Source organism: Brenneria roseae subsp. roseae (assembly GCF_003115845.1).
GTDB classification, from domain to species: domain Bacteria; phylum Pseudomonadota; class Gammaproteobacteria; order Enterobacterales; family Enterobacteriaceae; genus Brenneria; species Brenneria roseae.
Genome location: NZ_KZ819033.1, coordinates 62,615 through 82,887, shown reverse-complemented (window position 1 = coordinate 82,887; position 20,273 = coordinate 62,615). Strand labels below are relative to the sequence as shown.

20 protein-coding genes are annotated in these 20,273 nt (G+C 53.1%); 14 read left to right on the top strand and 6 right to left on the bottom strand.

Annotation, left to right across the window (positions count from 1 at the left end; genetic code table 11):
- Positions 1 to 104 precede the first annotated feature (104 nt).
- Complete coding sequence (locus tag DDT52_RS15825) at positions 105 to 782, bottom strand: 7-cyano-7-deazaguanine/7-aminomethyl-7-deazaguanine transporter (RefSeq protein ID WP_136157209.1); 678 nt, start codon at positions 780 to 782, stop codon at positions 105 to 107.
- Positions 783 to 1,026: 244 nt separating this feature from the next.
- Between DDT52_RS15825 and tusA the strand changes: the two genes are divergently transcribed.
- The 3 genes from tusA to DDT52_RS15810 all read left to right on the top strand — a co-directional run bounded on the left by tusA (position 1,027) and on the right by DDT52_RS15810 (position 4,907).
- Complete coding sequence (gene tusA / locus DDT52_RS15820; protein WP_136157208.1) at positions 1,027 to 1,272, top strand: sulfurtransferase TusA; 246 nt, start codon at positions 1,027 to 1,029, stop codon at positions 1,270 to 1,272.
- Between the two features lie 424 nt (positions 1,273 to 1,696).
- Complete coding sequence (locus DDT52_RS15815; protein ID WP_210732722.1) at positions 1,697 to 3,880, top strand: TonB-dependent siderophore receptor; 2,184 nt, start codon at positions 1,697 to 1,699, stop codon at positions 3,878 to 3,880.
- A 61-nt stretch (positions 3,881 to 3,941) separates the two neighbouring features.
- Positions 3,942 to 4,907, top strand: coding sequence for a siderophore ABC transporter substrate-binding protein (locus DDT52_RS15810; RefSeq protein WP_109055219.1), 966 nt, complete (start codon positions 3,942 to 3,944; stop codon positions 4,905 to 4,907).
- Positions 4,908 to 5,021: 114 nt separating this feature from the next.
- Here DDT52_RS15810 and DDT52_RS15805 read toward each other — a convergent pair whose 3' ends face one another.
- Positions 5,022 to 7,337 carry a zinc/cadmium/mercury/lead-transporting ATPase gene (locus DDT52_RS15805; RefSeq protein ID WP_136157207.1) on the bottom strand — a complete coding sequence of 772 codons (2,316 nt, stop codon included), beginning with the start codon at positions 7,335 to 7,337 and terminating at the stop codon, positions 5,022 to 5,024.
- A gap of 91 nt (positions 7,338 to 7,428) precedes the next feature.
- Positions 7,429 to 8,058, bottom strand: coding sequence for a lysoplasmalogenase (locus DDT52_RS15800; RefSeq protein WP_136157206.1), 630 nt, complete (start codon positions 8,056 to 8,058; stop codon positions 7,429 to 7,431).
- 192 nt (positions 8,059 to 8,250) lie between these two features.
- Here DDT52_RS15800 and DDT52_RS15795 point away from each other — a divergent pair, with 192 nt between their 5' ends.
- Both DDT52_RS15795 and DDT52_RS15790 read left to right on the top strand, forming a co-directional pair.
- The gene (locus tag DDT52_RS15795) at positions 8,251 to 8,571 is read left to right on the top strand and encodes a DUF1820 family protein (RefSeq protein WP_136157205.1); all 321 of its coding nucleotides are present in this window, start codon (positions 8,251 to 8,253) and stop codon (positions 8,569 to 8,571) included.
- 3 nt (positions 8,572 to 8,574) lie between these two features.
- The gene (locus DDT52_RS15790; RefSeq protein ID WP_136157204.1) at positions 8,575 to 8,934 is read left to right on the top strand and encodes a DUF2500 domain-containing protein; all 360 of its coding nucleotides are present in this window, start codon (positions 8,575 to 8,577) and stop codon (positions 8,932 to 8,934) included.
- A gap of 3 nt (positions 8,935 to 8,937) precedes the next feature.
- On the opposite strand, the gene DDT52_RS15785 is transcribed toward DDT52_RS15790, so the two are convergent.
- Positions 8,938 to 9,216: a DUF1145 family protein gene (locus DDT52_RS15785; RefSeq protein ID WP_109055224.1), complete on the bottom strand. Its 279-nt coding sequence runs from the start codon at positions 9,214 to 9,216 to the stop codon at positions 8,938 to 8,940.
- Between the two features lie 41 nt (positions 9,217 to 9,257).
- Positions 9,258 to 9,833, bottom strand: a complete 576-nt coding sequence (gene rsmD, locus DDT52_RS15780; RefSeq protein ID WP_136157203.1) for a 16S rRNA (guanine(966)-N(2))-methyltransferase — start codon at positions 9,831 to 9,833, stop codon at positions 9,258 to 9,260.
- 249 nt (positions 9,834 to 10,082) lie between these two features.
- Between rsmD and ftsY the strand changes: the two genes are divergently transcribed.
- The 4 genes from ftsY to rpoH all read left to right on the top strand — a co-directional run bounded on the left by ftsY (position 10,083) and on the right by rpoH (position 14,226).
- Positions 10,083 to 11,390: a signal recognition particle-docking protein FtsY gene (ftsY, locus tag DDT52_RS15775; RefSeq protein WP_136157202.1), complete on the top strand. Its 1,308-nt coding sequence runs from the start codon at positions 10,083 to 10,085 to the stop codon at positions 11,388 to 11,390.
- 5 nt (positions 11,391 to 11,395) lie between these two features.
- Positions 11,396 to 12,067 (top strand): cell division ATP-binding protein FtsE, encoded by a 672-nt coding sequence (ftsE, locus tag DDT52_RS15770; RefSeq protein ID WP_109055227.1) that lies wholly within the window; start codon positions 11,396 to 11,398, stop codon positions 12,065 to 12,067.
- A complete protein-coding gene (gene ftsX / locus DDT52_RS15765; protein ID WP_136157201.1) occupies positions 12,057 to 13,025 on the top strand; it encodes a permease-like cell division protein FtsX in 969 nt (322 codons plus the stop codon). The genes ftsE and ftsX overlap by 11 nt, the downstream gene beginning before the upstream one ends.
- 343 nt (positions 13,026 to 13,368) lie before the next feature.
- Entirely contained in the window at positions 13,369 to 14,226 is an 858-nt protein-coding gene (rpoH, locus tag DDT52_RS15760; RefSeq protein WP_136157200.1) for an RNA polymerase sigma factor RpoH, read from the top strand.
- 129 nt (positions 14,227 to 14,355) lie between these two features.
- On the opposite strand, the gene panM is transcribed toward rpoH, so the two are convergent.
- Entirely contained in the window at positions 14,356 to 14,763 is a 408-nt protein-coding gene (panM, locus tag DDT52_RS15755; protein ID WP_136157199.1) for an aspartate 1-decarboxylase autocleavage activator PanM, read from the bottom strand.
- Positions 14,764 to 15,307: 544 nt separating this feature from the next.
- Here panM and DDT52_RS15750 point away from each other — a divergent pair.
- The 5 genes from DDT52_RS15750 (at position 15,308) to livF (ending at position 20,231) form a co-directional block, all read left to right on the top strand.
- On the top strand, positions 15,308 to 16,420 hold the full coding sequence (locus tag DDT52_RS15750; RefSeq protein ID WP_136157198.1) for a branched-chain amino acid ABC transporter substrate-binding protein: 1,113 nt from the start codon (positions 15,308 to 15,310) through the stop codon (positions 16,418 to 16,420).
- A gap of 143 nt (positions 16,421 to 16,563) precedes the next feature.
- Complete coding sequence (livH, locus tag DDT52_RS15745; protein WP_136157197.1) at positions 16,564 to 17,490, top strand: high-affinity branched-chain amino acid ABC transporter permease LivH; 927 nt, start codon at positions 16,564 to 16,566, stop codon at positions 17,488 to 17,490.
- Positions 17,487 to 18,758 carry a high-affinity branched-chain amino acid ABC transporter permease LivM gene (locus DDT52_RS15740; protein WP_136157196.1) on the top strand — a complete coding sequence of 424 codons (1,272 nt, stop codon included), beginning with the start codon at positions 17,487 to 17,489 and terminating at the stop codon, positions 18,756 to 18,758. Before livH ends, DDT52_RS15740 begins: the two co-directional genes overlap by 4 nt.
- The gene (livG, locus tag DDT52_RS15735; protein WP_136157195.1) at positions 18,755 to 19,525 is read left to right on the top strand and encodes a high-affinity branched-chain amino acid ABC transporter ATP-binding protein LivG; all 771 of its coding nucleotides are present in this window, start codon (positions 18,755 to 18,757) and stop codon (positions 19,523 to 19,525) included. Before DDT52_RS15740 ends, livG begins: the two co-directional genes overlap by 4 nt.
- Before the next feature lie 4 nt (positions 19,526 to 19,529).
- Positions 19,530 to 20,231 carry a high-affinity branched-chain amino acid ABC transporter ATP-binding protein LivF gene (livF, locus tag DDT52_RS15730; RefSeq protein ID WP_109055235.1) on the top strand — a complete coding sequence of 234 codons (702 nt, stop codon included), beginning with the start codon at positions 19,530 to 19,532 and terminating at the stop codon, positions 20,229 to 20,231.
- Positions 20,232 to 20,273 lie beyond the last annotated feature (42 nt).

The following is a 20,273-nucleotide window of genomic DNA, read 5'->3' as shown; positions in this document are numbered from 1 at the left end:
GGCAAAAACAAGCATTTTGTTGTTGCAAACCGTTGGCATCACAGGAACTATTTTTACAAATTCCGGTTTGCCGCCGATATCGTCAATATTCGGCGGCGTCGCGATTAGCCTTGGTTTTCGACGTCCTGATAGGACACCGTATCTTGCTGTTCGCTCAGGCGTTTCAGCAGCATATTCAACATCACGCCATACATCGGCAGAAAGAAAATCAGGCTGATCAGCAGCTTGAACGTATAGTCCACCAGCGCGATTTCAATCCAGTTTGCGGCCATGAAAGGATCGGTACTGCGATAAAACGCAATAAAGAAGAAGGCCAGCGTGTCGCTGAAATTGCCGAACAGCGTGGAGACCGTCGGCGCAACCCACCAGGCATTGCGCTGGCGCAATCGGTTAAAGACATGTACATCCAGAATCTGGCCAAGGACGTAAGCCATAAAGCTGGCGCAGGCAATGCGGGCAACCACGATGTTAATCTGGTTCAGCGATCCGAACCCTTGCCACTCCCCTTGATAGAACAGTGCGGAAATGACATAGGAAATCACCAGCGCGGGCACCATGACGGTCAGAATGATACGGCGTGCCAGCGGCGCGCCGAAAATCCGTACCGTCAGGTCGGTAGCCAGAAAGATAAAGGGGAAGGTAAACGCCCCCCAGGTGGTATGAAAACCGAAGATGGATACCGGGAGCTGTACCAGATAATTACTGGAAGTAATGATTAGAATATGAAACAACGATAGCCAGATCAGCGCCGCAAGCCGCTGCCGGAGAGTAAAACGATACATGATGTGACCTTTTTGGTTATTGGGGTTAGGGAACCCAAGAAATAATGGCGTACTGCTTTTGTTATCGACGCGCGGCATGATACGCAATTGGTTTTGTAATGCAATTGGTTTTGCCAAGAAAAATGGGTGTTTTTTACACAAGCATTGTCGTGGCTTGCGTCACAAAATCTCCGGCGTAAACTATCTCCGTCGTAAATTAAGGCGGTTTTTATCGCTACCTATCACCTTACCACAGAGAACGTTGATGACCGATCCATTTGCCAATCCGGATAAAACCCTTGATGCTCAGGGATTGCGCTGTCCCGAACCGGTGATGATGGTGCGCAAGATGGTACGCCAGATGGAGTCTGGACAAACGCTGCTGGTGATTGCGGACGATCCCGCGACGACCCGTGATATTCCCGGTTTCTGTCGCTATATGGAGCATGACCTGCTGGCGCTGATGACCGAACGGCTTCCCTACCGGTATCTGCTGCGCAAAGGCGGCTAAGTTCAGGGGAAGACTGCAAAACTTGCCATCACAGGCGGTGCTCCCGCTGGCGGCTGGCGGTGGAAGGTTCCGCCCAATAAATCATTTCTCCATATCCGCGTCTTACTGTCCGTTTCCGCATCGGGAATGCGGGGTTTACCGAGTGATTCCGTCGTCAGTCTGGATAAACAGACAGCGATGCCGTTATTTCCACATGGTTATTATCAAAATTGTTGTTCATCAAAATGGGCATATGTAAAGGCTCATTCCCTCAAAATAGCGAATCTTCATAATTTATTCACACTATCGATTTTTCTTAAAAAAAGGGCGATCCTGAAAAAAATTCTACTCTCAAAAAGAATGCTAATGATTCTCATTGCTATTGATATTACCATCCTTGTGAATTAGTAAAAAAATATAACCATAAGTAATAAGGGGAGGAACGATGTTTCCACATGGTATTAAATGCGCAAAAAAACCACTGGCGTTGTTATTGGTGGGAATGATGGGGGGCGGTGCTTATGCCGCAACGGAAAACGACACCGAGTTTGAAGATCAAATGGTGGTGCGGGCGACGGCGGAAGAAGAGCTTAAGCAACAGCCCGGTGTTTCCATTATTACCAAAGAAGACATTGAAAAACAGCCGCCGGTCAATGACCTGTCGGAAATTATTCGTAAAATGCCCGGCGTTAACCTGACCGGCAACAGCGCTTCCGGCAGTCGGGGGAACAACCGGCAGATCGATATTCGCGGCATGGGGCCGGAAAATACCCTGATCCTGATTGACGGCAAGCCGGTCACTTCGCGCAACTCCGTGCGCTACAGCTGGCGCGGCGAGCGCGACACCCGCGGCGATACCAACTGGGTGCCGGTGGAAATGGTGGAGCGCGTCGAAGTGCTGCGCGGCCCGGCCGCCGCGCGCTATGGCTCCGGCGCCGCGGGCGGCGTGGTGAATATCATTACCAAACGCCCCACTAACGACTGGCACGGTTCGCTTTCCCTATTCACCAATCAGCCGGAAGACAGTAAGGAAGGCGCTACCAAACGTGCCAACTTCAGCCTGAACGGGCCGCTGATCGACGACGTGTTGACCATGCGGCTGTACGGCAATATCAATAAAACCGACGCCGACGCTTACAATATCAATACGCAGGAAAATGGCTCTAGCGCCGCCGGACGCGAAGGGGTCCGCAACAGGGACATCAACACCCTGCTGTCTTGGAGGATCAATCCCCAGCAGATTATGGACTTTGAATACGGCTACAGCCGCCAGGGAAATATCTACGCCGGGGATACTCAATACAGCAACGGTAATATCAGCACGCTGGTGCCGACGCTATACGGTCAGGAAACCAACCGTATGTACCGCCAGAACTACGGCATTACCCATAACGGCATCTGGGACTGGGGACAGTCGCGTCTGGGTGTCTACTATGAGAAAACCAATAATACGCGTATGCCGGAAGGATCGACCGGGCGCGTCGAGGGGATGATCAACGATACAACGCTTTCTACCAGCCGGTTGGAGAATTTCAAAGCCAACGGCGAGCTGAATATTCCGTTCCGCCTGCTGGTGGAACAGACCGCCACCCTGGGCGCGGAATGGAACCGCGAAGAACTGAACGATCCGGCTTCCATGCGGGCCACCAACACCAACGACACCGTCGCCGGTGTATCGGGCAACGCGGCCGATCGCAGCAGTAAAAACAGCGCGGAACTAAGCGCGGTCTACTTCGAGGATAATATCGAGGCCGTGCCGGGCACCAATATTATTCCCGGCCTGCGTCTCGACTATCACAGCGAATTCGGCGCCAACTGGAGCCCAAGTCTGAACGCCTCTCAGGAATTGGGCGACTACTTCAAGCTGAAGGCGGGGATCGCCCGGGTGTTTAAGGCGCCTAACCTGTATCAGTCCAGCAAAGGATACCTGCTGCGCACCAATGGCAACGGCTGCCCGGCAAATATCACAAACGACGCCTGCTATCTGCTCGGCAATGACAATCTGGATCCGGAAATCAGCGTCAATAAAGAGATCGGATTGCAGTTTACCTATGACGGCTATGACGCGGGCATCACTTATTTCCGCAACGATTACAAGAATAAAATTGTTGCCGGTACGGAAGATATTGATCCGAACTCAACCGCCAACGTCCTGCAATGGGAAAACGGCGGTAAGGCGCTGGTGCATGGTTGGGAGGCCAATCTGACGGTGCCGGTAGTGCGCGATACATTGACCTGGCGCACCAACGCCACCTTGATGATCAACTCCAAGAACAAAGAGACCGGCAACCCGCTGTCTGTCATTCCCAAATACACCGTCAATACCATGCTCGAGTATCAGGTGAATGACAAGTTGTCCACCAACGTGGTCTGGACGATGTACGGCCGCCAGAAGCCGCGCCAGTATGCGGATATCCGCAACGAGGCCAATAACGGTCTGTCCACCAAAGAGGTCGGCGCTTATTCCGTAGTGGGTGTCGGTGTGAAATATGACATTAATAAAAACCTGCGCGTTAACGCCGGCGTCAGTAATCTGCTCGACAAACGTCTCTATCGTGAAAACGATGGGGCGTCGACTTATAACGAACCGGGCCGCGCCTACTACGCAGGTATTACAACGTCATTCTGATGCCGAATGCCGGGCGTGCCCGGCATTTTTTACAACTAATTAATCACTATAGGTTTTTTTGATGAGCAAGATAAAAATCACCCCATTACATTCAGTGGCTGTCGCCCTGTCGTTCCTGTTGCTGGCCGGATGCGACGATCGCCCCGCAGCGACCGAAAGCGCCGCCCCGAAAACGGTAACCATCGAACATGCGCAGGGCACCACTGAGGTTCCGCTAAACCCGCAGAACGTCATCGTATTTAACCCGGAAACGCTGGATATTCTGGACGCGCTGGATGTCAAAATCAGCGGCGTGCCGCAAACCAGCATCCATTTGCCGTCATTTTTATCCAAATATAGCGGCAGCGAATACCTGAACGCGGGGACGCTGTTTGAACCCAACTATGAAGCGTTGAGCAGCGCCAAACCGGACTTGATCATCGCTGGCGCGCGTGCGACCGACGCGTACGACAAACTCAGCGGTATCGCGCCCACGATTTCTCTGAGCGTTGATGACAATAACTTCATTGATAGCCTGACCCAGCGTACTGAGCAAATCGGCCTTATTTTCGGCAAAGAAAAGGAAGCTCAGCAAAAGCTGGATGCCTTTAAACAACAGGTTGAACAAGTCAAAGCCAAATCGGCCCATGCGGGTAATGCCATGGTGCTGATGATCAGCGGCGGAAAACTCTCTGCTTATAACCCGAAATCACGTTTTGGCTTTGTCTTTGACGTTCTCGGCTTTCAGCCCGCCATTGAACTCCCTCAGGAAGGACGACACGGCAATGTGGTGAGTCCGGAGCTTCTGTTGCAGTACAACCCTGACTGGCTGTTTGTGCTGAGCCGCGACAGTGCGATTGGCCGTACCGGAGAAGACGCGGCAAAACAGGTGTTGGATAATCCGTTGGTTCACAAAACCACGGCCTGGCAGAAAAATCAGATCGTCTACATGGATTCCAGTGCGCTGTACGTGGCGGGGGGATTGCAGTCCTATTCCCGTTTGATGGATGACGTTAACAAAGCGCTGGATCAGCATCCTGCGAATTGATCGGGGTCTTTCCTCATCAAATGATGCTTCCCCGTCCTGAAAGACGGGGTCGGCATTATCGACATACTGTCGCTGCAAGCATGGCGCACCATCGCGGTGCGCCGGAACACGGCGTCAGTCCTGTTTTTTAAGCAACCGCAACGCGTTGGCGGTGACCAGCGCCGTAGCGCCGGAATCCGCCAATACCGCCAGCCAGAGCCCCGTGATCCCCAATATGCTGGTGATCAGAAAGACGGCTTTCAGCCCCAGTGCGATGGTTATATTCTGACGAATATTCCGGTGCGTGGCCCTTGATAGCCGGATCATGTCGGCTAATCCCCCAAGACGACTGTGCGTCAAGGCGGCGTCAGCCGTTTCCAGCGCGACATCGGTGCCGTTTCCCATGGCAATACCGATGGTTGACGCTTTCATGGCGGGCGCATCGTTGATTCCGTCACCAACCATGGCGACCGGGTGTTGCTGGTTAAGCTCCCTCACAACCGTCACTTTATCGGCAGGCAGTAAACCTGCCCGGTAATCGATGCCCAAATCGGCAGCGATCGCCATCGCGGCCCGCGGATTGTCGCCCGTGAGCATGATGCAACGTATATTCATGCTCTGTAAGGCGCTCAGCGCGCTTCGTGCGTCGTTGCGCAGTGTGTCGCGCAGTGCCAGCAAGCCCTGTACCCGGCCATCTTCCTGCACCACAATCACCGTCTTGCCTTCACTTTCCAGCGTATCAACATGTTGCTGCCAGATATTGTCCAGCACGCCCGAGGCTAATCTGGCGGGCGCGCTAACCTGAATCCGCTTGCCGGCAATGGTGCCTTCTACCCCAATGCCGGCTAACGCGCGGCGATCTTCCGCGATGGGTAAAAAAGCGCGGGTTGCCCGTGCGTGTTGCACAATCGCCTGAGCCAGCGGATGGTGTGAACCGGATTCCACTGCCGCGGTTCGCGCCAGCAGCGCCGCCTCACTCACGCCAACCGTCGGTAAAATATCGGTAACCTGTGGTTTGCCTTCGGTCAGGGTGCCGGTTTTATCAAAGGCGATCGTGCGAATACCTCCCAGCGATTCCAGCGCGGCGCCCCCTTTGATCAGTGCCCCCCGGCGGGTTGCCGCCGCCAGACCGGAGGTAATCGCCGCCGGCGTGGAAATCACCAACGCGCAAGGACAGCCGATCAGCAGCAGCGTCAGGCCGCGATAAATCCACTCTTGCCAGGGCTGCCCCATCAGTAAAGGCGGAATCAACATCACCAGTAACGACAGCAGCATAATGGCTGGCGTGTAGCCGCGGCTAAAGCGATCGAGGAAACGCTCTATTGGCGCCCGTCGCGCTTCGGCTTCTTCTATCAATTGCAGAATGCGATCGATAGCGCTGCTGCCCGGCTGTGAAATGACGCGCAGCTGTACCATTTTATCGACACACAGGCTGCCGGCGGCAACCCTGTCGCCCGCGGTGTGTTCAACGGGCACTGACTCGCCGGTCAGGGCGCTTTCATCAAAGCTGGCTTCCGTGTGCAGTAATTCCGCATCGGCTGGCAATCTTCCTCCGGGGGCGACTTCAATCACCTCGCCGGGTAACAGACTGGCAACCGGCGCTTTAACGCGCCGTTCATTTCGGATAACGGTGGCGTCTTCGGGGATCAGGGCCATTAAGGCGGTGACGCCTTGTCGCGCCCGGTTGGCGGCATAGGCTTCCAGCCGTTCGCCCAGCATAAAGAGCAACAGAATCACGGTGGCTTCTGTTGTGGCGCCGATCAGTAATGCCCCGATGGAAGCCACGCTCATCAGCGTTTCAATCGCAAAAGGCGTGCCGGAACGGGTGAGCTGTAGGGCTTTTTTCAGTATGGGAATGAGGCCAACAACGGTAGTGGCGATAAACGCAACTTCGCCGAGTGCATCATTCAGGAATGAAATTCCCCAGCTTATCGCGGTCAGCGACACAAAAAGCATCAGGAAACCATATTCGTAAAAAGAAGCGCCGTGAATAAAATGGCGTGGATTTGCCGCTGGTGGTGTGCTGGGCGAAATATCCTGCAAAGTGAAACCGATTTGCGAAACAGCGCGTTGTATCTGTGAGCGTACATCGTGGCGGGCGGCGACAACCAGTTTTTCGGTTACGAACAGCACAGAGGCGTGTTCAATACCCTGGAGATTTTTTACGGCATTTTCAATTTTACGGGCGCAGCCTGGACAATCCATGCCGCTGATTTTCCAGCTGAAACGCTGGCGGGAGCCGGGTCGGTCACTGTCTCCGCCGTCGGGATCGTCTGAATCGGCATTATCGCTACTTGCTGACGCGTCATTATCGGGGCTACGAACGCGGTTGATCGCTGAAGCAGGGGCGCGTTTTACCGCGCAGCAGCTTTTCTCTGCACGTGATGCGGGTTTGGCATGGGCCTGGCAACAGGCTGATTTTTCGCCGCAGTGATGCTGATGAGAATGCATATCTTCCTCCTGTGTTGATGATAGTGATTCTCATCAGGAACCTTACACCGTTATATCAGGCTACTCCAGCATTTCGCGTGTACAGTGAACGTTAAAAATAGAGCGAACGCACGATAAGGAAATGTCCGCCAAAATAGCAGGCCGCGACGATGACCTGATGGGCGCGAAAGCTGAGCCGATAATGGTGGATAAGCCAGGCTGCATGGGCGATAAACAGCAGCGCACAGCCAGCCAGCAAGGAGAAGTTATAGTCCGTTGCCAGTGCAAAATAACGTTCACCGGCGATCCAGACCATCAGGGTGGTCATGAGGATAAAGGTGCACGCCGGCCAGCGTTGGGTATCGAGTCTGCTCCAGATAATGGCGATCAACGCCGCGGCCAGTACCACGAGCACCAGCGCTAACGGCCAGAAGAGCGTCAGCGTCATTTGGCTGGTAAAAAAACTGATGGTGTAAAGCAGGTGAGAAACGAAATAGGCGGCAAACGCATAGAGCAGGCGCTGCGTCGGAAGCAGCAGAAGAGTATCGGCGACCAACGTAGCCAGCAATCCTGCGACGATCAGGTAACCCGGTACGCTCAGAAACGGGGTTTGCCAGGCCAGCGCCAGCAACAGTAATAACGTAACCGGTTTGAACAGCCAGCGTTGCCACGCCGGGCCACGATAGCTGGCATCAACATATAGCCAGCCAGAGAAAAGTACGGCAATAAATGACCAAAGCATAGAGTGTCCTTATAGGGGGATTCAGTGACCAATATCAGACATAACCCTTTCTTTATGCAATGTAGTGGGTTGTTATGAGTATAAACAACATCGGGTGAGACGGGTGCGAATATCCGTGCATCATGTTATTTTATCGGCCTGTTTTTATTGTCGATGAGTGCCGTAAAGTCTCTTGAAGGAGAGTAGTGTTGAATGAGTAATGAACCTGCACTGTATCGTATTCAATTCATTAATAATGGTAAAAACTACCAGCTTTATGTGCGCGAATTAACGTCGAGCAGTTTGTTTGGTTTTATTGAGATTGCCGACTTTGTCTTCGACAGCCAATCAACGGTGCTGGTTGACCCGTCGACAGAAAAGCTCAAAACGGAATTTTCCGGTGTTAGCCGCAGCTTTATTCCCTTGCAGGCAATTATTCGTATCGATGCGGTGACGGAAAAAGGTAGCGCCCGGATTTCTGAACTGGGGGATAATGTGACGCACTTTCCCTATCTTCCCGGCAAAAAGCCCTGACCTATGGGCAAGTTTCCCTTGCTGTTGATGCTGGCTTTTGCGTTGATTCTGGTGCTGGCCGGACGACAATATCTGCGCCAGCGTAATCAGGCGGCATTGAATGATGCCGCTCCGCTGCGTACCGTTTTGGCGGAGATAAAGACCAAGCGGGAGTTTCCGCGTAGCCGCAGCCGCTCCCGTGAACACCAGATTGTGGTGGCGCAGGATATGCGTTATGAAGCGATGTTTCGTCCGGTATATGGCGGGGCGGATATCATTCTGCGGCTCGATAGCACGGACTATCACCGGCTTGATAAGGGAATGCAGGGCACGTTGCAGGTGAAAGGCACCCGTTTTATCGGTTTTGTGCCCCGGCAGGCGTGAACATTATTTTCCAGGCGGCCTGGGCTGTTTCTTTTGCCATGCCAGCAGTTCAAATACGCCAAACAGAAAAATACGCGCCTGTAGCGCCCGATTGAGTGACGAGTCGTCTTTCGGCTGGCTGGATTTCAGCAGCAGCAGTTGAAAGCCATGCATCAGGATCATAAACACCATCGCCACCGTCATGAAAATATTCAATGGTCTGGGAAACGGGTGAATCAGGTTAAAGATCAGAAAACCCCATACGCCCAGCATCAACAGTCGTCCCAGATTAATCCATATCATCATTACCCCTTAATTTTATTGAGAATGGGTCGCTCAGGCGATCATTGGCGGATGTACAACCGGTAGGCGACTTGACCCGCGATTTTTTCCCGGTGCAAGCGCCAGTTATCCGGAATAACCAACTGTGTATTTTCTGACTCGGTTTCCACGTAGATCCATGCTTCCGGCGCCAGCCAGCCTTGCTGTTCCAGCAGGGAAAGCGTGTTGTTCAATAAGTCTTTGCGAAAAGGCGGATCGAGAAATACCACGTCATAGGGTTCCCCCGGTTGGGCCAGCCAGCGTAGCGTATCCGTATTCACGACCCGTGCGTTTTCCGCCCGAAGCAGAGCCAGATTCTGCGTTAATTGTTGCGCTATCGCTCGCTCGGCTTCCAATAATGTGGCATGGGCCGCATAACGCGATAAGGCTTCCAGACCCAGCGCGCCGCTACCGGCGAAACAGTCCAGACAGCGAGCTTCCTGAATAACGGGGGCCAGCCAGTTGAACAGCGTTTCGCGTACCCGGTCGGTCGTAGGGCGTAAACCCGGACTATCGGGAACCGGAAGTTTTCTGCCGCGCCATTGACCACCGATAATTCGGATCTGGCCGGCGGCTGACGATGCATTTTTTTTAGCCATAGCTCACAGGTTGGTTGGTGTGCCGCGTTGCCGGCAGACACAATCGGGAAAATTCAGGCGCTATTCTAACGGCGGTTACGTGTAGAGGGAATGTTAAGATGGAGGCTGACACACTTCGTTACGGAGATTGTCTGACCTTGCCGCCGTTGGCTGCGTGTTGCTGGCGGCAGGAAAGTGTTAAACTTGTTGTTTAAATATGATTTTAATTGATTCATTCGCTGTGGTGAGCGGCGTGGAGCGCGATTGCACATGACAAAAGAAAAGAAGCGCGGTTTTTTTTCCTGGTTGGGATTGGGGACACAGGAAGAAGAACAAAAAGAGCAACCGCAAGAGAAACCGGTAGTCGAGGATGTGCCCGCAGTATCGCCGGATATTGAGGACTCAACCCAACAGGTTGTTGAAAAGGAGCTCGAATTGGCCGATGTCGCGGCGCCGGAAGATGACTCTCTGGCGGAACCGCCGCAGCCGGAAGAACCGATTGTCGTAGCGGATGCGCTGACGCAGCAAGCGGCGGTAGTGAATGAAACGGTAAAAGAGACCGAACCGGCGGAAATGACGCCGGTCGTCGCAGACGAGCCGGAAAAGAGTCAACCGGATGATGTGCCGGTCGTGCTGCTGGAGCAGGAACGTCCGACGAAAGAGGGATTCTTCGCCCGCCTGAAACGAGGCCTGATTAAAACCCGCCAAAATCTGGGTTCAGGATTTATCGGATTGTTTCGTGGCAAGAAAATCGACGACGATCTGTTTGACGAACTGGAAGAGCAACTGCTGATTGCCGACGTAGGCGTGGAGACCACCCGCAAGATCATTACCAACCTGACGGAGCACGTCAATCATCGGCAGTTGAAAGATGCTGATACGCTTTTTGTTAAGCTGAAAGAAGAAATGGCGACGATTCTTGCTAAGGTTGATGAGCCGCTGATTATCGAAGGCAAAATACCTTATGTGATCCTGATGGTTGGAGTGAATGGCGTCGGGAAAACCACCACCATTGGCAAGATGGCGCGTCAGTTCCAGGCTCAGGGGAAATCCGTGATGCTGGCGGCGGGCGATACTTTCCGTGCCGCGGCGGTAGAACAGCTTCAGGTCTGGGGCCAGCGTAATAATGTTGCGGTGGTGGCTCAGCATACCGGCGCGGATTCCGCCTCGGTGATTTTTGATGCGATTCAGGCGGCAAAAGCGCGTGGCGTCGATGTACTGATTGCCGACACGGCGGGCCGATTGCAGAACAAAGCGCATCTGATGGAAGAATTGAAAAAGATTGTGCGCGTGATGAAAAAGCTGGACCAGGATGCGCCGCATGAAGTGATGCTGACGTTGGATGCCAGCACCGGTCAGAACGCCGTCAGCCAGGCGAAGCTTTTCAACGAGGCGGTAGGTCTGACGGGTATCGTACTGACTAAACTGGACGGTACCGCCAAAGGCGGGGTGATCTTCGCCATTGCCGACCAGTTCGGTATTCCTATCCGCTATATTGGGGTGGGGGAAGGTATTGAAGATTTGCGGCCATTCAAGGCTGACGATTTTATTGAGGCACTTTTTGCCCGAGAGGATTAAAACGGATGATTCGTTTTGAACAGGTCAGTAAAGCTTATCTCGGCGGGCGCCAGGCGCTACAGGGCATCGATTTTCATCTGCGTCCGGCAGAGATGGCGTTTCTGACCGGCCATTCCGGCGCGGGGAAAAGCACCCTGCTGAAACTGATTTGTGGCATTGAGCGTCCCAGTGCGGGGCAGATCCTGTTTAGTGGACATAACATCAGCCGGTTGAAAAAAAGTGAAGTTCCGTTTCTGCGTCGCCAGATCGGCATGATCTTTCAGGATCACCATCTGCTGATGGAAAGAACCGTCTATGACAACGTGGCGATGCCGCTCATTATTGCCGGTGCCAGCAGCGAAGATATTCGCCGCCGGGTATCCGCGGCACTGGACAAAGTCGGGCTGCTGGATAAAGCCCGAAATTACCCTATCCAGCTTTCGGGCGGTGAGCAGCAGCGGGTCGGTATTGCACGCGCGGTGGTGAATAAACCCGCCGTCCTACTGGCGGACGAGCCGACGGGTAATCTGGATGATGCACTGTCCGAGGGTATTTTGCGTTTGTTTGAAGAATTTAACCGGGTTGGCGTCACGGTGTTGATGGCCACCCACGATACCGGGCTGATTGCCCGTCGCAATTACCGGGTTCTTACGCTGTCCGATGGTCGCATGATTGGGGGAAATCATCATGGCGAATAACACCCGTAATGCGAAAACGCCGGGAATGAAGTCCAGGGCTTTGCGCGGCGGCTGGCGGGAGCAGTGGCGTTATGCCTGGACCAATACGCTGGATGACATGCTGCGCCAACCGTTGGCAACGCTGCTGACGGTGATGGTGATTGCCATCTCTCTGGCCTTGCCCAGTATCTGCTATCTGGTATGGAAAAACGTGAGTCAGGCCGCGACGCAGTGGTATCCCTCACCTCAATTGACGGTATATCTGGATAAATCTCTGGATGACAACGCCGCGCAGGCGGTGATCACCCAGCTTCAGTCTGAAGATGGTGTCGATAAAGTGAACTATTTGTCGCGTGATGAAGCGATGGGAGAGTTCCGCAACTGGTCTGGTTTTGGCGGCGCGCTGGATATGCTTGAAGAGAATCCGCTGCCTGCCGTGGCCATCATCACCCCCAAAATGAATTTCCAGAGCGCGAACACGCTGACAACGTTGCGCGATCGCGTAGCCGCCACGCAAGGGGTGGATGAAGTACGGATGGATGATAGCTGGTTTGCCCGGCTGGTTGCGCTGACCGGCCTGGTCGGCCAGATTGCGGCGACAATTGGCATATTGATGGTTATCGCGGTGTTTTTGGTCATCGGCAACAGCGTGCGTTTGAGCATTTTTAGCCGTCGCGAAACCATTAACGTCATGAAATTGATTGGTGCGACGGACGGTTTTATTTTGCGTCCGTTTCTGAATGGCGGCGCCGTCATGGGGTTTGGCGGGGCGGTGCTGTCGCTGATCCTGTCTCAGGCGCTGGTATGGAAGCTCGGCGCGGTGGTGGCGCAGGTGGCTTCGGTGTTTGGTACGACCTTTACGGTCAAAGGGTTGAGCTGGGATGAATCGCTGTTGTTGTTGCTTGTCGCCGGGATGATTGGCTGGCTGGCTGCGTGGTTAGCGACAGTGCAACATTTACGCCGCTTTACACCACAATAGTCTTTTTTTGGTATACTCTTTCCCTGTTACTCCCGCTGTGTGGCAGGGGAAGCTGTCATCGGTGTTCTTTCTTCTTGCGGTGTTCCCGCGTATTTTCTCCTGTTTTATTGGTGTATAATTTTCTCGCTGTATCCAACTTGATATGTGAAATAAGATGGATAATATTGTAGGAACTTGTGAGGGAAATCACAGTCTGAAGATAGGGACAGTGTGCCGGATTTTTTTATCCGTTTAGCACAAAACAGTATGCTAAAGCAGTGCTAGTATAGCGACTTGTCAATGACGCTCGTTTGAGCGGGCTGGTTGCAGCGCGCTGCGTAACCGTAGTTATGAGAGAGGTTGGATGACCAAAGATATGCAAACTTTCACCTTAGTTCCCCAGGGCAGTCTGGAAGGTTACATTCGAGCCGCCAATGCCTATCCGATGCTAACGGCGGAGGAAGAGCGGGCGCTGGCTGAACGGCTGCATTATCAGGGCGATCTGGATGCAGCGAAGCAGCTTATTTTGTCGCATCTGCGTTTTGTTATTCATGTGGCTCGTAATTATTCCGGCTATGGTCTGCCGCAGGCAGACCTGATTCAGGAAGGCAACATCGGCCTGATGAAGGCGGTACGTCGCTTTAATCCTGAAGTGGGAGTGCGTCTGGTTTCTTTCGCCGTACACTGGATCAAAGCTGAAATTCACGAATATGTGCTGCGCAACTGGCGCATTGTGAAAGTCGCTACCACCAAAGCGCAGCGTAAACTGTTCTTTAACCTGCGTAAGTCTAAAACGCGCCTTGGTTGGTTCAATCAGGATGAAGTTGAACTGGTTGCCCGTGAATTAGGCGTGACCAGTAAAGATGTGCGTGAAATGGAATCGCGTATGGCCGCACAGGATATGACCTTTGATCCGACGCCAGATGAAGAAACGCATGATGGCAAGGCCATGTCCCCTATGCTGTATCTTCAGGATAAGTCCTCTGATTTTGCTGACGGCATCGAAGAAAACAATTGGGAAAGCCACGCGGCGGACAAGCTGGCGGATGCGCTGCAAGGTCTGGATGAACGTAGCCAGCATATTATCCGCGCCCGCTGGCTGGATGATGACAACAAGTCAACATTGCAGGAACTGGCTGATAAATATGGTGTATCCGCAGAGCGGGTACGTCAGTTGGAAAAGAACGCCATGAAGAAGCTGCGCGTGGCGATTGAAGCCTAAGCAGTAGCGAAAAATAAATAAGCGCGGCCGGGCATTTGCCCGGTCGTTTTGTTTTTATGACGGTCTATCGCTGTCCGTTCCCCCTTCGGGCCGTCGCAAGCGACGTTGAAAAACGCTTCCGGCGTTTTTTTAACCCTGATTACGGATGTAACGCCAGCCACCGGATACTGGCGAAAAGCCGCAAGAAATCATGAACTTTGCCAGCACGTCCTCTTTGACGGACGCGTGATCGTCAGTCGCCAGCCACCACTCTTTAACATTCGGTAACTGCTTCCGTACTTCGTCTATCAGATATAAACCAACGCCGCGTCGTCGGGTGGTTTCACGCACCAGAAGATCGCTCAATTCGGCGTATTCGCCTTCAATCTCAACAAGAACCGCGGCCAGTAAGCGATCGTTAAAACGCGCGGCAAACAGACGGCGATCCACGTTAAGACTCCCTTCCAGGCGTTCTATATTCTGGTGCGGCCAGATTTTAGACAGATCAATTTTATCCTGTTGGCTGAATTGGGTGAGGCATTCAACGGTTAGTTTCATTGACTAGCACTCCATTAAATGAGTGAAGAATAATGTAATCGTTTTATGGTGAAACCGTGAGGCATTTTTTATGTCGGGCTACCCCCTTCGGGCCGTCACTGCGTGACGTTTAAAAACGCCCCCGGCGTTTTTTCATGACGGGCTGTCCCCGCCTTGCTTCCCCTCGGGCCCTTACTGCGTAAAGAATAAAAATGCTTGAAGTATTTTTATTCTTTACGGTTAACAGGGAAAACGTTTTCCTCTTTGACTATTTATCGAGTATTACATCAATAATTAATGAAAAAAGCAGCATAACTGACTATATATAGGTTAAATATTGGCTTTTAAGACAAGTATTTTATGCTGTTTGCATCGCGTATTTATGATGATGCTAGTTGATTTGCAGCATAATATTCCTGTTTAATAATATGAAAAATAAAGCCTTATTAGAAACTATTACTAATAATAACCCTAACCCATTCTTACTTATAAGAAAAAGGTTAAGTTATGACGCGGGGCGGTCACGTTTTCAGCAATATCCATAATAAAAGATGGGGTAAATCGAATGAAATTCAGTAAAGGCAAAACATTGCTGATGGGCTGTATGGCGGTTGCGTTGAGCCATGCTGTGAGCGCCGCAGATATCAAGGTTGCCGTCGTGGGTGCCATGTCTGGTCCGGTTGCGCAATATGGTGATATGGAGTTTATTGGCGCACGTCAGGCCATTGCGGATATCAACGCCAAAGGCGGCGTTAATGGCAATAAACTGGTTGGCGTCGAATACGATGATGCGTGCGACCCGAAACAGGCCGTTGCCGTAGCGAACAAAGTCATCAACGACGGCATTCGTTATGTTATCGGCCATTTGTGCTCCTCTTCCACACAGCCCGCTTCTGATATTTACGAAGAAGAAGACGTGATCATGATTACGCCCGCGGCAACGAACGCTGATCTGACCACCCGCGGCTACAAAATGGTTCTGCGGACAACCGGTCTGGATTCCGATCAGGGTCCAACGGCGGCAAAATATATCGTTGAAACGATTAAACCTCAGCGCATTGCCGTTGTGCATGATAAACAGCAGTACGGTGAAGGTTTGGCCCGTTCTGTTCAGGATAGTCTGAAAAAAGCCAATGCGAACGTTGTGTTGTTTGAAGGTGTGACCGCGGGTGATAAAGATTTCTCCTCACTGGTTGCGCGTCTGAAGAAAGAAAACGTGGATTTCGTTTATTTTGGCGGTTACTACCCGGAAATGGGGCTGCTCATGCGTCAGGCCCGGCAGACTGGTATGACCACCCAATTCATGGGACCGGAAGGCGTGGGTAATTCCTCTTTGTCCAATATCGCCGGTGAAGCATCTGAAGGCATGCTGGTCACGCTGCCGAAACGCTATGACCAGGTTCCCGCCAACCAACCGATCGTCGATGCGCTGAAAGCCAAAAAACTGGATCCGACCGGTCCGTTTGTCTGGACGACTTATGCCGCATTGCAATCTCTGACTACCGCAATGGAGCGCAGCGGTAGCATGGAGCCGGAAAAACTGGTCAGCGACCTGAAAGCCAATTCCGTGGATACCGTCATGGGGCCACTGAGCTGGGACGAAAAAGGTGACCTGAAAGGGTTTGAGTTTGGTGTATTTGAGTGGCATGCAGACGGTACTTCCAGCGTAGCGAAGTAATGATTGTGCGGTAACGATTTCGGCGCTGGCTCTCCGTGTGTTCTGCATGTGCCTAAGCCGTCATCAACCGCCTCTGTATTAATTCCTCAATACCGATTGCCCCCGTTGCCGTAAGGTGCGGGGGCAGAATTTAAGGTTAGGGTATGTCCGAGCAGTTCCTTTACTTTTTTCAGCAGATGTTCAACGGCCTGACGTTGGGCAGCACTTATGCGCTGATCGCCATTGGTTACACCATGGTTTACGGCATCATCGGCATGATTAACTTCGCACACGGCGAAGTTTACATGATCGGTAGCTATGTCTCTTTTATTGTTATTGCCGCCCTGATGATGATGGGCATTGATGCGAGCTGGCTATTGATCAGCGTCGCCTTTGTTGCCGCCGTCGTGATTTCCAGCGCCTACGGCTGGAGTATTGAACGGGTCGCCTACCGGCCGGTACGAACTTCCAAGCGCCTGATTGCACTGATTTCCGCCATCGGGATGTCTATTTTTCTGCAAAACTACGTCAGCCTGAATCAGGGTTCACGCGATGTCGCGCTCCCCAGCATGATTACCGGACAATGGGTATTGGGCGAGACCAACGGCTTTGCCGCGACAATCAGCACGATGCAGTTGACGATCTGGATCGTGACTTTCCTCGCCATGCTGGCGCTGACGATGTTCATCCGCTACTCGCGAATGGGGCGTGCCTGCCGTGCCTGTGCGGAAGATCTGAAAATGGCCAGCTTACTTGGCATCAGCACTGACCGCGTCATTTCCCTGACGTTTGTGATTGGTGCGCTAATGGCTGCGGTAGCCGGTGTTCTGCTGGGGCAGTTCTATGGCGTGATTAACCCCTATATCGGTTTTATGGCCGGTATGAAAGCCTTTACGGCGGCAGTGCTGGGCGGAATCGGCAGTATCCCCGGCGCGATGATTGGCGGATTGATTCTGGGCGTAGCCGAAGCGCTGACATCCGCATACCTGAGTACGGAGTATAAGGATGCCGTATCGTTCGCGTTGCTGATTGGTGTACTGCTGATTATGCCTACCGGTATTCTTGGTCGTCCGGAGGTTGAGAAAGTATGAAAAAGCTCAATCTTTTCAATGCGATCATCTCCGCATTTATGTTACTGGTGCTTGCCGCATTTTTAATGGGCATGCAGCTCGGGCTTGATGGCACCAAGCTGGTGGTTCGCGGCGCCGATGAGGTTCGCTGGTACTGGATCGGTGCAGGCTGCATCGTGGTGTTCTTCTTCCAGTTGATTCGCCCGTTTTTCCTGGCCGGCATGAAAAAGTTTTCTGGTCCGGCGCTGGTATTGCCAAGTTTTGATGGCAGTACGCCGCGGCAGAAGCTGCTGGCGGCGCTGTTAATCATCGCGGCCGTTACCTGGCCTTTTCTGGTATCTCGCGGTACCGTCGATATTGCCACTCTCACGCTAATTTACGTGATGCTGGGACTGGGCCTGAACGTGGTTGTGGGGCTGTCGGGGTTGCTGGTGCTGGGTTACGGCGGTTTTTATGCCATCGGGGCTTATACCTATGCCTTGCTGAATCACTATTATGGTTTTGGCTTCTGGGAAAGTCTGCCGCTGGCAGGCATGACGGCGGCGCTGTCCGGATTTTTACTCGGCTTCCCGGTGCTGCGTCTGCGTGGGGATTATCTGGCCATCGTGACGCTGGGGTTCGGTGAAATTGTTCGTATTCTGCTGCTGAACAATACCGAAATCACCGGCGGCCCGAACGGTATCAGCCAGATTCCCAAGCCGACCTTCTTTGGTCTGGAGTTCAGCCGCAGCGCCCGCGATGGCTGGGATACCTTCCATAACTTCTTTGGTCTGCAATATGACCCCAGCGATCGCATCATTTTCCTTTATCTGGTTGCGCTGCTGCTGGTGGTGTTAACCCTGTTTGTGATTAATCGCCTGTTGCGTATGCCGCTGGGCCGTGCCTGGGAAGCGCTGCGCGATGACGAAATTGCCTGCCGTTCGCTGGGCCTGAGTCCGACCCGTATCAAGCTGACCGCGTTTACCATTAGCGCTGCGTTTGCAGGGTTCGCCGGTACGCTGTTTGCGGCGCGTCAGGGCTTCGTCAGTCCGGAATCCTTCACCTTCGCCGAATCGGCATTCGTGTTGGCGATTGTTGTGCTGGGGGGAATGGGTTCGCAGTTCGCGGTGATTCTTGCTGCCATTTTGCTGGTGGTTTCCCGTGAGCTAATGCGTGATTTGAATGAGTACAGCATGTTGTTGCTGGGCGCGCTGATGGTGCTGATGATGATTTGGCGTCCTCAGGGCTTACTGCCGATGAAGCGTCCGCAAATGAAGCTGAAAGTCGCTAAGAAGGAAGAGCAGGCATGAATACGCAGCCATTATTATCGGTCAGAGGCCTGATGATGCGTTTTGGCGGCCTGCTGGCGGTCAACAATGTTGAACTGGATATTCATGCGGGTGAAATCGTTTCGTTGATCGGCCCGAACGGGGCAGGCAAAACCACGGTATTCAACTGCCTGACCGGCTTTTATCGCCCGAGCGGCGGTACCATTATGTTGCGCGATCGCCATCTGGAAGGTTTGTCAGGGCAGGCGATTGCCCGGATGGGCGTGGTGCGGACGTTCCAGCACGTGCGTTTATTCCGCGAAATGACCGTGGTGGAAAACCTGCTGGTGGCGCAGCATCAGCATCTGAAAAGCGGCGTGTTTGCCGGACTACTGAAGACGCCGGCATTTCGTCGTGCGGAAGCCGACGCGCAGGATCGTGCCGCAGTCTGGCTGGAGCGTATCGGTTTGCTGGAGCTGGCGAATCGTCAGGCGGGTAACCTGGCTTATGGTCAGCAGCGTCGGTTGGAGATTGCCCGTTGTATGGTGACCCGGCCCGATCTGCTGATGTTGGATGAACCTGCGGCCGGTCTTAATCCGAAAGAAACCGAAGAGTTGAATCAGCTGATCGCGGAGTTACGCGATAGCCATCAGGTGTCAGTCCTGCTGATTGAGCATGACATGAAACTGGTGATGGGGATCTCCGACAGGATTTATGTCGTTAATCAGGGTACGCCGCTGGCTCAGGGCACCCCGGCTGAAATTCGTAATAACCCGGATGTGATCCGCGCTTATCTGGGTGAAGGATAACGTTATGCTGTCATTAAATCAGGTTTCGGCCCACTACGGTAAAATTCAGGCGCTGCATCAGGTTAGCCTGCACATTGAACAGGGCGAAATCGTTACGCTTATCGGCGCCAACGGCGCCGGTAAAACGACGCTGCTGGGGACGCTCTGTGGCGACCCGCGAGCGACGGAAGGAACGATCACGTTTGATGGGAAAGACATTACCTACTGGCAAACGGCGCAGATTATGCGTGAGGCGATTGCTATTGTTCCTGAAGGCCGCCGTGTTTTTTCCCGTATGACCGTTGAAGAAAATCTGGCGATGGGCGGTTTTTTTGCGGATCGCCATCAGTACCAGCAGCGCATTGAACGGGTCTATAACTTGTTTCCGCGGCTGTATGAGCGACGCGCTCAGCGGGCTGGCACCATGTCCGGCGGGGAGCAACAGATGCTGGCGATTGGACGCGCGCTGATGAGTCAGCCGCGTTTGCTGCTGCTGGACGAGCCCTCGCTGGGGCTGGCGCCGATTATTATTCTGCAAATTTTTGATACTATTCAGCAACTGCGTGAAGAAGGCATGACCATCTTCCTGGTGGAACAAAACGCCAATCAGGCACTGCGTCTGGCCGATCGTGGTTATGTGCTGGAAAATGGTCATGTTGTGCTGGAGGATACCGGCGCAGCGTTGCTGGCAAATGAAGCGGTGCGCTCAGCCTATCTGGGCGGGTGATGGATATAATGCCGGTTCTCCGGCCTGTTCTGTAAATGAAGG